Genomic DNA, 12,428 nt, shown 5'->3' on the forward strand with positions numbered 1-12,428 from the left:
CTTAAAAAATTGTAAGAGAGTAAAAATATGGCAAAAGCAAAGTTTGAAAGAACCAAACCGCATGTTAATATCGGTACTATCGGTCACGTGGATCATGGGAAAACTTCTTTGACAGCAGCAATAACAATGGTGCTTGGAAAAGATAATAAAGATATCAAAGTTAAAAAATATGATGAAATTGATGCCGCTCCTGAGGAAAAGGAAAGAGGTATAACAATATCAACTGCTCACGTAGAATATGAAACTAAAACTAGACACTATGCACACGTAGATTGCCCAGGACATGCTGACTATGTAAAGAACATGATCACAGGTGCTGCTCAAATGGACGGTGCTATATTAGTTGTTTCTGCTGCTGATGGTCCAATGCCACAAACTAGAGAACATATATTATTAGCAAAGCAAGTGGGCGTGCCTAAAATGGTAGTGTTCTTAAACAAAGTTGATATGGTTGATGATCCTGATCTACTAGAATTAGTGGAAATGGAAGTAAGAGAATTATTATCAAAATATGATTTCCCTGGTGATGAGATACCAATAATTAGAGGTTCTGCTCTTCAAGCTTTAGAAGGAAAGCCTGAAGGTGAGAAAGCTATTCATGAATTAATGGATGCAGTAGATAGTTATATACCACAACCTACTAGAGAAACTGAAAAGCCTTTCTTAATGCCTATCGAGGATGTGTTCTCTATTTCAGGAAGAGGAACAGTTGTAACAGGTAGAATTGAAGCTGGTAAAATTAAAGTTGGTGAAGCTGTTGAAATAGTTGGAATAAAAGCAACTCAAACTTCTACATGTACCGGTGTTGAAATGTTTAGAAAGCTTCTTGATAGTGGTGAGGCTGGGGATAATGTTGGTATATTATTACGTGGTATAGATAGAGAAGCTGTACAAAGAGGACAAGTTCTTGCAAAACCTGGTAGTATAACACCTCACGATGAATTTGAAGCTGAAGTATATGTGCTTAGTAAAGATGAAGGTGGACGTCATACTCCATTTACCAATAACTATCGTCCACAATTCTATTTTAGAACAACAGACGTTACAGGTACAATAGAATTACTGGCTGATAAACAAATGGTTATGCCTGGTGATAATGCTACTTTCAAAGTTAAGTTAATTTCTCCTATTGCTATGCTGCAAGGTTTAAAATTCTCGATTCGTGAAGGTGGTAGAACAGTAGGTGCTGGTGTAGTTTCTAAAGTAATTAATTAGTCTATTTTATAAATACCTATTATTTTTTAATAATAGGTATTTATGTTTTAAGATGTAAAAACATCTTGCTGTTTATAATTAAGGTTTGTTAAATGAAAAATAAAATCAAAATTCGTTTAAAGTCATTTGATCATCGTAGTCTCGATCAGGCTACTAAAGAGATAGTTAGTGCTGTTAAAAGGACATTCGCTAATATTAGTGGTCCTATTCCTTTACCTAGAAAAATTCAAAGATTTACTGTAAATAGATCTCCCCATGTGCATATAAAATCAAGGGAGCAATATGAAATTAGAACACAAAAAAGATTATTGGTTATAGATGATCCAAATTCAGCAGTTGTTGATGCCTTAAGCAAGGTTGATTTAGCAGCAGGCGTTGATGTAGTGATCGAATTAGAGAGTGGGGAATAATGAGAACTGGAATAATTGCTCAAAAAGTTGGGATGACTAGTGTTTTTAATAATAATGGAAAAAGAGTTCCATTAACACTGGTGAAAGTTGATGATTGCCAAGTAGTAGGACATAAAATTGCTGAAAAACATGGTTATAATGCTTTAGTTATAGGGATAAAAGATAAAAAAATATCTAGAGTAACTAAGCCTATGAAACAAGTTTTTGCTAATGCTAAAGTGTCTCCTAAAACTAAATTAAAAGAATTTAGAATCTCTGAAGATAACTTTATTGATATAGCAGCAAGTTTAGAAGTAGATCATTTTACAGCAGGACAATTTATAGATGTAACAGCTACTACTATAGGTAAAGGATTTGCTGGTAGTATGAAGAGACATAATTTTAGAGGGCTTGAAGCTTCTCATGGTGTTTCAATATCGCATCGTTCACATGGTTCTACTGGTCAAAGACAAGATCCAGGAAAAGTCTTTAAAGGTAAAAAAATGGCTGGACATATGGGGTGTAGTCAAGTTACTATCCAAAATTTAAAAATATTTGCAATCGATAAAGAGCAAGGGCTTATTATGATTCAGGGAAGTATACCGGGACATAAAGGTTCATATATTTCAATAAAAGATGCAATAAAAAAGATTTCAATAACTGCATAAAAAAACTATTTGTATAAAAGATTTTATATAAGACTGTATAGGTTGAAAAAAAATGAAAACTAAAATGTTAAATCTTGCTAATGAAGAAGTTGGTGAGATTAGTTTAAACGAAGATATATTTGCTGTAGAGTTTATTAGGGATGATATAATAAAGCAAGTTGTTGATTGGCAACGAGCTAAAGCAATGGCTGGTACACATAAAACTAAAACTGTATCAGAAGTATCTGGTACTACAAAAAAACCTTTTAAGCAAAAAGGTACAGGGAATGCAAGACAAGGTTCTTTAAGATCTGTACAGATGCATGGAGGTGGTGTAATTCATGGTCCTGTAGTACGTAGTCATGCAACTAAATTACCTAAAAAAGTACGAAAACTTGGTTTAATCCATGCTTTATCCGAAAAATTTTCTGAAGGAAAATTACTAGTCATAGATTCTTTAAAATTAGAAACGCCTAAAACCTCTAATCTTGTTAATATATTAAATAAGTTTCAAGGTAAAAGCTTCTTTGTAATAGATGGCAATGAAGTGGATGTTAATTTTTCTTTAGCAGCACAAAATATTTATAATACAGTAATTGTTCCGCAAATAGGTGCAAATGTCTATGACATAATAAGACATGAATATGTATTATTATCACAAGAAGCAGTGAATGTTTTAGAAGAGAGGTTAAAATGAGTTCTTATAAATATTACGATTTAATTAGAAGACCTGTTATTACAGAAAAAACCACACTTCTTTCAGAACAAAATAAATATACTTTTTATGTAGATAAACTTGCTGAGAAGCTTGACGTTAAAAAAGCTATAGAAGAAATATTTAAAGTAAAAGTAAAAAAAGTAAATATCTTAAATGTCAAAGGTAAAAAGAAGAGATTTAAGGGAGTTATCGGGCGTCAAGTTGATAGAAAAAAAGCTGTGGTAACATTAGAAAAAGATCATAATATTGATTTTGCTGGAGGAATTAAATAAATGGCTTTAAAAAGTTTTAATCCAATTACCCCTTCTTTGAGAGAGTTAGTTCAAGTTGATAGAACTAGTTTATGGAAAGGTAGACCTTTTAAGGCTCTAACTAAAGGGATATCTAAAACGGGTGGAAGAAATAATCAGGGTAGAATAACTTCTTGGCAAAGAGGTGGAGGTCATAAAAGACTATATCGTGTTATTGACTTTAAAAGAAATAAATTAGATATTTCTGCTATAGTTGAAAGAATAGAATATGATCCTAACAGAGTTGCTTTTATTGCTTTAATTAAATATGAAGATGGTGAGCATGCTTATATTCTAGCTCCACAAAAATTAGTAGTAGGAGATAAGATAATATCAAGCAAAGATGCAGATATAAAAATTGGCAACTGTTTACCTTTAAGATATATCCCTATCGGTACTACTTTACATAATGTTGAAATGAAAGTTGGTAAAGGTGGTCAAATTGCAAGATCAGCAGGTACGTCGGTAGATTTAGTAGGTAAAGATTCAGGATATGCACAAATTAAATTAAAGTCAGGTGAATTTAGATTAGTACCTTTAGATTGTATGGCTACGATAGGTACAGTATCTAATCCTGATCAAAAAAATATTAACTTAGGTAAAGCTGGTAGAAATAGATGGCTTGGTTGGAGACCTCATGTAAGAGGTGTGGCAATGAACCCTGTAGATCACCCACATGGTGGTGGTGAGGGTAAAACCTCTGGTGGGCGTCATCCAGTTACTCCTTGGGGATTCCCGACGAAAGGTAAAAAGACGCGTAAAAATAAGCGTACTTCTAAGTTTATTATAAAGAAAAGAAAGTAAATTTTTAAATTAATTAGGTATTAATTATGGCACGTTCGGTGTGGAAAGGGCCTTTCGTAGATGGTTATTTAATAAAAAAAGTTCAAAAATTAATGGAATCTGGTAAGTCAGAAATGATTAAAACTTGGTCTAGAAGATCAACCATTTTGCCTATTTTTGTTGGTTTTACGTTTTCTGTTCACAATGGAAATAAATTTATTCCAGTTTCTGTAAATGAAGAAATGGTTGGTAGAAAACTAGGGGAATTCTCTCCTACTAGAACATTTCATGGGCATGGGGCAGATAAAAAAGTTAAAAGAAAATAAAATCATATGGTACAGGAAAACAAAAATTTTGCCACGGCAAAAGCTAAATCAATTAGAGTTAGTCCAAGGAAATTAAACTTAGTTGCAGCTTTCATTAGAAACATGAAAGTTTCTGAAGCATTAGTGCAATTAACTTTTTCGCCAAAAAGAATTTCAAAAGTTGTAAAAGCTTGTCTGCAATCTGCTGTAGCAAATGCTGAAAATAATCTAGGTTTAGATATAGACAGATTAGTCATAACTAACGCAACAGTAGGCAAGGCTTTAGTAATGAAAAGAGTTATGCCAAGAGCAAAAGGAAGAGCTACTAGAATAAATAAGTTTTTTAGTAATCTCTATATAACTGTTACAGAAAAAGAGGATAATTAAGATGGGGCAGAAAGTTTGTGCACATGGTTTTAGGGTTGGACCAACTTTAATTAAAGGTTGGGATTCTGTATTTTATGCAGAAAAGCAGTATAAAACTCTTTTTATACAAGATTTAAAGATTAGAGAATTAGTTAATAAAAGTTTTACTCAAGCTCAAGTTAGCAGAATTTTAATTGAACGCCCTTCTAACAAAAGTATTATTATCAATATTAATGCAAAAAAACCGAATATAATTATCGGTAAAAATGGTAGTGAAATTGATAAGCTAAAAAAAGCTATTGAAAAAATGACTTCTTTAAGCGAAGTTTATATAAATATTCATGATGTTAGAAAGTTTAATATAGATGCGGCTATAGTAGCTCAGACAATAGCATCACAGCTTGAAAAAAGAGTATCCTTTAGAAAAGCAATGAAGACAGCAATTCAAGCTTCATTTAAACAAGGTGGACAAGGTATAAGAGTTAGTTGCTCAGGACGTCTTGGTGGAGCTGAGATTGCTAGAACAGAATGGTATATAGAAGGGAGAATGCCGTTGCATACTTTAAGAGCCGATATTGATTATTCGACTGCAGAAGCTATAACTACTTATGGGGTTATAGGAGTTAAAGTTTGGATTTATAAAGGCGAATATACCGAAAATAAAAGATATAATTAATGTTTAAGTATTAAAATGTTAGCTCCAAAAAAACAAAAATTTAGAAAAGCTCATAAAGGTAGAGTTGTTTCAAAATCAAAAGCAGGTACAACACTTTCCTTTGGCTCATTTGGTTTAAAATCTATAGATGGTTGGCGTGTTACTGCTAGACAAATAGAAGCAGGAAGAAAAGCGGCTACTAGATGTATGAAACGTCAAGGAAGGTTATGGATACGAATCTTTCCTGATCTTCCAGTTTCCAAAAAGCCTGCTGAAGTAAGAATGGGTAAAGGTAAAGGAAATCCTGAATTTTTTGCAGTAAGGGTATCACCTGGAAGAATTATGTTTGAAATTGAAGGGGTTGAGGAAGATGTTGCAGTTAAAGCTTTAGAGCTTGCAAGTGCAAAATTACCTGTTAGAACAAGGATAGTGAGGCGTTATGAATGATTTAAAATCATTAAAGAGTGAATTGACAAGTAAAACAATTGAAGAGCTTTTTAAGCATCTTAATCTTTTAAAAAAAGAACTATTTAATTTAAGATTTCAGCAAACTCTGGGTGAATTAAAAAATACTAGTAGGTTTTCATTAGTTAAAAAGTCTATAGCACGTATTAAAACTGAATTAACAAAAAGATCTAGTAGTGGAGAGTAATTAAAATGCCTAAAAGAGTCCTACAAGGGGTAGTTATAAGTTCAAAAACTGATAAAACAGTTACAGTAAAAGTAGAAAGAAGATTTAAACATCCTATTTATAAAAAATTTATAAAAGTATCTAAAAAATACGCAGCTCATGATCCAAATAATAAGTTTCAAGAAGGCGATAAAGTTAATATAATTGAAAGTCGTCCTATTTCAAAAACTAAAACATGGGTAGTAATAAATGAAGAGTAAAGGTTTTATCCTTTGACTTTATTAGGAAAATTGTTTATTTTGTCTTTCGTGAATAAAATTGGAAGTGATATATGATTCAAATGCAAAGCATTTTGGAAGTGGCAGATAACTCCGGTGCCAAAAAAGTTATGTGTATTAAAGTTCTAGGTGGCTCCCATCATATGGTAGCAAAGCTAGGCGATGTTATAGTTGTATCTATTAAGGAAGCTATACCTGGTGGTAAAGTTAAAAAAGGTGACGTTTATAAAGGCGTTATTGTCCGTACAAAAACAGGGGTTGTAAGAGTTGATGGTAGTACAATAAAGTTTGATAAGAACGCATTAGTGCTTTTAAACAAACAAGATGAGCCTATAGGTACTAGGGTTTTTGGTCCTGTGACAAGAGAACTTAGAGCAAAAAAATATGTTAGAATTATGTCGCTCGCAGAGGAAGTGTTATAAATGATAAAATTAAAAGTAAAAAAAGGTGATGAAGTTATTGTTATTACTGGCAAATATAAAGGGAAAAAAGGAAAAATATTAAAGGTTTTTCCCGAAAAAAATAAAATAGTTGTTTCAGGAATAAATTTAGTTAAAAAACATACTAAACCTACCCAAGTAAGCGAAGGTGGCATAATAACTAAGGAATTACCTATAGATATTTCAAATGTTGCACATGTTGATCCTAAAACTGGTAATCCTACTAAGGTAGCTTTTAAATTTTTAGAAGATGGTTCTAAAGTTAGAATAGCAAAAAAATCTGGAGAAATTATTGGTAAGGAAGGCAAATAATGTTAAGATTTAAAGAACTATATCAAAAGGAAATTATTAGCAATTTACAAAAGGAATTTTCTTATAAAAATAAACATGAAATTCCAGCTATTGAAAAAATTGTCATAAATATGGGTGTAGGTGAAGCAATAGCTGATTCAAAAGTGATTGATAAAGCGGTAAATGATTTAACTTTAATCTCTGGTCAAAAACCTTTTGTAACTTCAGCAAGAAAATCTATTGCAACATTTAAGTTACGTGATGGTATGAAAATAGGTTGCAAAGTTACTTTACGTAAAGATAGAATGTATGATTTTTTAGAAAGGCTAGTAATTGTTGCATTACCTCGTGTTAAAGAGTTTCGTGGTTTTTCTTACAAAAGTTTTGATGGTAAAGGTAATTTTACTTTTGGACTAAAAGAACAGATAGTTTTTCCTGAGATTAATTACGATAAAATTGATACTATAAGAGGAATGGATATTACAATCGTTACATCTGCTAAAACAGATAAAGAAGGTAAGTCCTTGTTATCAGGATTCAATTTACCTTTTTATAATTAAGTTTAAGGTATATAATGGCAAAAGTAAGTTCTATAAAGAAGAATGAAAAAAGAAAAAAATTATCACAAAGCTTACATAATAAGCGTGAGAAATTAAAAAATAAAATTTACGATAAGAATATTTCATTAGAAGAGCGTTTTTCTTTGGTAATGTCATTAGCACAATTATCTAGAAATTCATCAGCCACTAGAATTAGAAATAGATGTGAGCTTACAGGTAGACCAAGAGGGGTTATAAGAAAATTTGGCATATCAAGAAATAAACTCAGAGAATTAAGTGGCAGAGGTTTAGTTCCAGGGATAATTAAGTCAAGTTGGTAAAAATAATAGGTGAATAAATATGTCAATGACAGATAATGTAGCAGATATGTTAACTAGAATTAGAAATGCTTATAAAAGCAAACTAATAAATGTTTCTTTTCCTAGTTCTAAAATTAAAACTTCAATTTTAGAAGTACTACAAAAAGAAGGTTATATAAAAAATTATACAAATACTCCAAAAGATAATATTAGCTATACTGACGTAACCTTAAAATATTCTGCTAATGGTGATGCTTCTATACGTGAGATTCATAGAGTATCAAAGCCAGGTAAAAGAGTGTATTCTGCAATTAAGGACTTAAAAGGATACTATAATAATATGGGAATATATATTCTATCTACTCCTTATGGTGTTATGTCCGATAGAGAAGCTCATATTAAAAATGTTGGTGGTGAAGTAATTTGTAAAGTATTTTAAGGTAAAAAAATGTCACGCGTTGGAAAGTTACCGATTATTATACCTAAAGGTATAAAAGTCGGGTTAAATGATTTAGAAGTAAAAATATCAGGACCTAAAGGTGAGTTATCAAAAAGCTTTAAAGGTAGCATAGGAATTTCATTAGCAGAGAATAAGCTTCTAGTAAAACCATTATCTTCAAGTAAAACTGCACGTGCTATGTGGGGTACAGCTAGAAGTATAATATCAAATATGGTGACCGGAGTTAAAGAAGGCTTTAAGTTAAAGCTTGAAATTAATGGCGTAGGGTATAGAGCAATGATGAAAGGCAAGTATTTAAATTTGATGCTTGCTAAAAGTCATAATACAAAAATTGAAATACCTTCACATATTAAAGTTGAAGTACCTAAGCAAAATATAATTATTCTTGAAGGTACAGATAAGGAAAAATTAGGTCAATTTGCTTCAATTATTATAAAACAAAGACCGCCTGAACCTTATAAAGGAAAAGGAATTAAATTTGAAGATCAATTCATACCACGTAAAGAAGGTAAGAAAAATTAATTTAAGAGTTAAATATGCGTAGTGCTAAGCTAAAATTTGAAAAGAGAAGAAGTAAAATAAGACATAAAATAGCTAAAACAGCTAATAGAGCTAGATTGTCAATATTTAAATCAGGTAGACATATTTATGCACAGATCATTGATGATACTAAATCGGTAACAATTGCTTCTGCTTCAACTTTAGACGAAAAAATTAAAAAAATAAAAAAATCTCATTGTAATGTTGAAAATGCTACAAAAATAGGTGAGTTAATAGCTGAGAAAGCTATATCTTGTGGTGTAGAAGAGGTGGTGTTCGATAGAAGCGGATATAAGTATCATGGTGTTGTAAAGGCTCTTGCTGATTCTGCTAGAAAAAAAATAAGATTTTAGGTTAAGGTTTAAAATATGTCTAAAGTTAGAAAAAACGAAGAAGCTTTAAGTGAAGTTTTAGTTGATGTAAATAGAGTTACAAAAGTAGTAAAAGGTGGTAGAAGATTTGCTTTTTCTGCTTATGTAGTAGTTGGTGATAAAGCTGGAAGAGTTGGAGCAGGTCACGGCAAAGCAAAAGAAGTAAACGACGCTAGAGAAAAAGCAAAACAAGCTGCTAAAAAGAAAATGATGAAAGTATCTTTATATCAAAATAGAACAATTCATCACGATGTTACAGGCAGAAGTGGAGCAGCTAAAGTGATTTTAAGAAGAGCTAAAGCAGGTACAGGCGTTATAGCAGGGGGATCTATGAGAGCAATTTTTGATTCTTTAGGAGTCCATGATATTGTTGCTAAATCAATAGGGTCAACAAATGTTTATACAATGATAGCTGCAACGTTTGATGCATTAAAAAAACTTTCGTCCCCAAGATCTATTGCGGCAAGAAGAGATAAAAAAATGAATGAAATTTTTATAAAATCTTCTGATGTCCAAGTTAATGAATAATATTTTAAGGTAAGATGTATACGCTATGAATAATAAAAATTTAATTAATGATGTAAAAGTTACTCAAGTTAAAAGCAGTATAGGTCGTAAGTATGATCAAAAATTAACATTAATTGGGCTTGGTTTAAATAAAATTAATAAATCTGTTGTTCTTAAAAATACTGATTCAGTTCAAGGTATGCTCAAAAAAGTGGAGCATTTATTAAAAATAGAAAATGTATAATTAGAGTTTTTCAATGAAATTAAATGAATTATATAATAATATAGGTGCTAAAAAAAATAAAAAAAGAGTAGCACGTGGTATTGGTAGTGGAAAAGGAAAAACTGCTGGAAGAGGTGTTAAAGGTCAAAAATCTAGAGCAGGTGTTGCAATAAAAGGTTTTGAAGGTGGTCAAACTCCAATGATTAAGAGGCTGCCTAAGAGGGGTTTTAATTGTATCTCATCTAAAAAATATAATGTTATTAATATTTATAATATTGAAGCAGCACTAGCAGAAGAGCGTTTAAATGTTAATGATGTTATTACTAAGGAAAAATTAATAGAAATTGGTTTAATTAATAAAAGTAATAAAAAGTTAGTAAAATTGTTATCTATTTGCAGTGATGATTTCAATTATTCTTTATCGTTTAAATTGGATTCTTATTCTTCTAAAGCTAAAGAAATAGTTGAAAAAGCAGGCGGAAAATTATTATAATTTATGAACCAAAATTTCTCTAAAAAATCTAGCAATGATTTAATTAATCGTATTATTTTTACTATTTTTGTTCTTATAATATGCAGATTTGGTTCGTTTATACCTATTGCAGGTATAGATGTTATTGCTTTAGGTAGTATTGCTGAAAAAAATCAGTCAGGGATACTTGGTATGTTTAATATGCTGTCAGGCGGCTCACTAGGCAGAATGTCCATTTTTGCTTTAGCGATTATGCCATATATAACAGCATCAATAATTATCCAGCTAATGTCTGTAGCATATAAGCCTTTAGAAAATTTGAAAAAAGAAGGAGAAGCGGGTAAAAGGAAAATAAATCAATTATCTAGATATTTAACAGTCTTGCTTGCTTCACTTCAAGCTTACGGTGTTGCAGTAAGTTTAGAGTCAATTGTAACAAATACTGGACCTCTAGTAATTATACCGGGGCTTTTCTTTAAAATTACAACAGTAATTACTTTAGTGGTAGGTACGATGCTACTAATGTGGTTAGGTGAACAAATTACACAACGTGGTATAGGTAATGGTACATCTTTAATTATATTTATAGGTATAATTTCTGGTGTGCCTAGTGCTATTATTAGTATGTTTGAACTATCAAGAAAAGGTGCGTTATCACCTTTAGTTGCAATTGCTGTTTGTGTGGGAGTAGTTATATTAATATCTATAATAATTTTCTTTGAGAAAGCACAAAGAAAATTATTAGTTCAGTATCCTAAAAGGCAAGTAGGAAATAAAATTTATGGTGGTGATTCAACATATATGCCACTTAAGTTAAATACTTCTGGGGTAATTCCTCCGATATTCGCTAGTTCAATTTTATTATTTCCGGCTACATTGGCTAATTTTTCAAGTAGTAATTCTGAAATAATGAATATGCTTACTTATTATTTGGGTCACGGGAAGCCTATATATATATTATTGTATGTAGCATTAATAATGTTTTTTAGCTTTTTTTATACAGCAATAGTATTTAATTCTGAAGAAACTGCTAATAATTTAAGAAAATATGGTGCTTATATTCCTGGTAAAAGACCAGGAAAAAATACATCTGAATATTTTGATTATATACTTACTAGGCTTACGGTTGTAGGTGGTATATATCTAAGTATAATATGTATAATACCTGAATTATTAATGAATAAATATGTTATTTCTCTTTCTTTAGGTGGTACAAGTTTTTTAATTGTAGTAAATGTAGTACTTGATACGTTGACTCAAATTCAAACTTACTTATTTAGTAGTAAATATGAAAGTTTAATGAAAAAAGTAAAATTAAAAAATTAAAAATGAGTTGGAAGTGATAATAATTTTTTTAGGTCCTCCTGGTGCTGGAAAAGGAACTCAAGGAAAAAAAATAGCTGAAAAAATTCATTTACCACATATAGCAATTGGCGATATATTTAGAGCAATTATTAAAACATCAAGTAAGGATGCTGAGATAATTAATAGTTATGTTGAGCAAGGAAAGCTTATTCCTGATGAAATAGTTAATCAGATAATTAAAAACTTTTTATCATCTTCTGATTATAAAAAAGGTTATATATTAGATGGGTATCCGCGTAATTTAGAACAAGCTAAGTTTTTTGAATCATTCGTTACAGAAAAAATAAAAGTAATATATTTAAATGTTTCAGATGAATTACTAATTAAAAGAATTTTAGGCAGATATAGTTGTAAAAATTGCGGAAAAATATATAATGATTATTTTTTAAAGCCTAAGATTGATAAAATATGTGATGTTTGTAAATCAAGCGTATTTGAATATAGAAAAGATGATAATGAAGAAGTAATAAAAGAAAGAATTAATATATTTAAAACTGAAACTTATCCATTAATACAGCATTATAAAAACAATGATGATTTTTATATGATTGATGGAAATAAAAATGAAGAGCAAATAGAAGATCATATAGAGAAAGTACTAAAAATAAATTGACTTTAGTAAA

At 30.6% G+C, this 12,428-nt stretch carries 24 protein-coding genes; all 24 read left to right on the plus strand.

The window, feature by feature from the left end; genetic code table 11:
• The first annotated feature begins 27 nt into the window (after positions 1–27).
• The 24 genes from tuf to BA173_RS05810 all read left to right on the plus strand — a co-directional run bounded on the left by tuf (position 28) and on the right by BA173_RS05810 (position 12,418).
• Positions 28–1,215: an elongation factor Tu gene (gene tuf, locus BA173_RS05695; RefSeq protein WP_016948277.1), complete on the plus strand. Its 1,188-nt coding sequence runs from the start codon at positions 28–30 to the stop codon at positions 1,213–1,215.
• 92 nt (positions 1,216–1,307) lie between these two features.
• Positions 1,308–1,625 carry a 30S ribosomal protein S10 gene (gene rpsJ / locus BA173_RS05700; protein WP_016948276.1) on the plus strand — a complete coding sequence of 106 codons (318 nt, stop codon included), beginning with the start codon at positions 1,308–1,310 and terminating at the stop codon, positions 1,623–1,625.
• Entirely contained in the window at positions 1,625–2,272 is a 648-nt protein-coding gene (rplC, locus tag BA173_RS05705; protein ID WP_011477721.1) for a 50S ribosomal protein L3, read from the plus strand. Before rpsJ ends, rplC begins: the two co-directional genes overlap by 1 nt.
• A 52-nt stretch (positions 2,273–2,324) precedes the next feature.
• The gene (gene rplD, locus BA173_RS05710) at positions 2,325–2,948 is read left to right on the plus strand and encodes a 50S ribosomal protein L4 (protein WP_016948275.1); all 624 of its coding nucleotides are present in this window, start codon (positions 2,325–2,327) and stop codon (positions 2,946–2,948) included.
• Positions 2,945–3,241 carry a 50S ribosomal protein L23 gene (gene rplW / locus BA173_RS05715; RefSeq protein ID WP_016948274.1) on the plus strand — a complete coding sequence of 99 codons (297 nt, stop codon included), beginning with the start codon at positions 2,945–2,947 and terminating at the stop codon, positions 3,239–3,241. Before rplD ends, rplW begins: the two co-directional genes overlap by 4 nt.
• Positions 3,242–4,063, plus strand: coding sequence for a 50S ribosomal protein L2 (gene rplB, locus BA173_RS05720; protein ID WP_016948273.1), 822 nt, complete (start codon positions 3,242–3,244; stop codon positions 4,061–4,063). It abuts the gene before it with no gap.
• 26 nt (positions 4,064–4,089) lie between these two features.
• On the plus strand, positions 4,090–4,368 hold the full coding sequence (rpsS, locus tag BA173_RS05725) for a 30S ribosomal protein S19 (RefSeq protein WP_011477717.1): 279 nt from the start codon (positions 4,090–4,092) through the stop codon (positions 4,366–4,368).
• A gap of 6 nt (positions 4,369–4,374) precedes the next feature.
• Entirely contained in the window at positions 4,375–4,734 is a 360-nt protein-coding gene (gene rplV / locus BA173_RS05730; RefSeq protein ID WP_011477716.1) for a 50S ribosomal protein L22, read from the plus strand.
• Between the two features lies 1 nt (position 4,735).
• A complete protein-coding gene (gene rpsC / locus BA173_RS05735) occupies positions 4,736–5,389 on the plus strand; it encodes a 30S ribosomal protein S3 (RefSeq protein ID WP_016948272.1) in 654 nt (217 codons plus the stop codon).
• A 15-nt stretch (positions 5,390–5,404) separates the two neighbouring features.
• Positions 5,405–5,815 (plus strand): 50S ribosomal protein L16, encoded by a 411-nt coding sequence (gene rplP / locus BA173_RS05740; protein ID WP_016948271.1) that lies wholly within the window; start codon positions 5,405–5,407, stop codon positions 5,813–5,815.
• Positions 5,808–6,020 (plus strand): 50S ribosomal protein L29, encoded by a 213-nt coding sequence (gene rpmC / locus BA173_RS05745; RefSeq protein WP_016948270.1) that lies wholly within the window; start codon positions 5,808–5,810, stop codon positions 6,018–6,020. The genes rplP and rpmC overlap by 8 nt, the downstream gene beginning before the upstream one ends.
• Positions 6,021–6,025: 5 nt before the next feature.
• Positions 6,026–6,259, plus strand: a complete 234-nt coding sequence (rpsQ, locus tag BA173_RS05750) for a 30S ribosomal protein S17 (RefSeq protein ID WP_011477712.1) — start codon at positions 6,026–6,028, stop codon at positions 6,257–6,259.
• A gap of 71 nt (positions 6,260–6,330) precedes the next feature.
• Positions 6,331–6,699 (plus strand): 50S ribosomal protein L14, encoded by a 369-nt coding sequence (gene rplN / locus BA173_RS05755; RefSeq protein ID WP_016948269.1) that lies wholly within the window; start codon positions 6,331–6,333, stop codon positions 6,697–6,699.
• Positions 6,700–7,029: a 50S ribosomal protein L24 gene (rplX, locus tag BA173_RS05760; RefSeq protein WP_016948268.1), complete on the plus strand. Its 330-nt coding sequence runs from the start codon at positions 6,700–6,702 to the stop codon at positions 7,027–7,029.
• The gene (gene rplE, locus BA173_RS05765; protein WP_016948267.1) at positions 7,029–7,568 is read left to right on the plus strand and encodes a 50S ribosomal protein L5; all 540 of its coding nucleotides are present in this window, start codon (positions 7,029–7,031) and stop codon (positions 7,566–7,568) included. Before rplX ends, rplE begins: the two co-directional genes overlap by 1 nt.
• Before the next feature lie 14 nt (positions 7,569–7,582).
• Positions 7,583–7,888: a 30S ribosomal protein S14 gene (gene rpsN / locus BA173_RS05770; protein ID WP_011477708.1), complete on the plus strand. Its 306-nt coding sequence runs from the start codon at positions 7,583–7,585 to the stop codon at positions 7,886–7,888.
• 19 nt (positions 7,889–7,907) lie between these two features.
• The gene (rpsH, locus tag BA173_RS05775) at positions 7,908–8,306 is read left to right on the plus strand and encodes a 30S ribosomal protein S8 (protein WP_016948266.1); all 399 of its coding nucleotides are present in this window, start codon (positions 7,908–7,910) and stop codon (positions 8,304–8,306) included.
• Positions 8,307–8,315: 9 nt separating this feature from the next.
• Entirely contained in the window at positions 8,316–8,849 is a 534-nt protein-coding gene (gene rplF, locus BA173_RS05780) for a 50S ribosomal protein L6 (RefSeq protein WP_016948265.1), read from the plus strand.
• 14 nt (positions 8,850–8,863) lie between these two features.
• The gene (gene rplR / locus BA173_RS05785; RefSeq protein ID WP_016948264.1) at positions 8,864–9,220 is read left to right on the plus strand and encodes a 50S ribosomal protein L18; all 357 of its coding nucleotides are present in this window, start codon (positions 8,864–8,866) and stop codon (positions 9,218–9,220) included.
• Positions 9,221–9,235: 15 nt separating this feature from the next.
• Positions 9,236–9,766 (plus strand): 30S ribosomal protein S5, encoded by a 531-nt coding sequence (rpsE, locus tag BA173_RS05790; RefSeq protein ID WP_016948263.1) that lies wholly within the window; start codon positions 9,236–9,238, stop codon positions 9,764–9,766.
• Between the two features lie 25 nt (positions 9,767–9,791).
• Positions 9,792–9,989 carry a 50S ribosomal protein L30 gene (gene rpmD, locus BA173_RS05795; protein ID WP_011477703.1) on the plus strand — a complete coding sequence of 66 codons (198 nt, stop codon included), beginning with the start codon at positions 9,792–9,794 and terminating at the stop codon, positions 9,987–9,989.
• Between the two features lie 13 nt (positions 9,990–10,002).
• The gene (rplO, locus tag BA173_RS05800; RefSeq protein WP_016948262.1) at positions 10,003–10,461 is read left to right on the plus strand and encodes a 50S ribosomal protein L15; all 459 of its coding nucleotides are present in this window, start codon (positions 10,003–10,005) and stop codon (positions 10,459–10,461) included.
• Positions 10,462–10,464: 3 nt separating this feature from the next.
• A complete protein-coding gene (gene secY / locus BA173_RS05805) occupies positions 10,465–11,766 on the plus strand; it encodes a preprotein translocase subunit SecY (protein ID WP_016948261.1) in 1,302 nt (433 codons plus the stop codon).
• A 13-nt stretch (positions 11,767–11,779) separates the two neighbouring features.
• Positions 11,780–12,418 (plus strand): adenylate kinase, encoded by a 639-nt coding sequence (locus tag BA173_RS05810; RefSeq protein WP_068041306.1) that lies wholly within the window; start codon positions 11,780–11,782, stop codon positions 12,416–12,418.
• Positions 12,419–12,428: the final 10 nt, after the last annotated feature.

The organism is Rickettsia sp. MEAM1 (Bemisia tabaci) (genome assembly GCF_002285905.1).
Classification (GTDB): domain Bacteria; phylum Pseudomonadota; class Alphaproteobacteria; order Rickettsiales; family Rickettsiaceae; genus Rickettsia.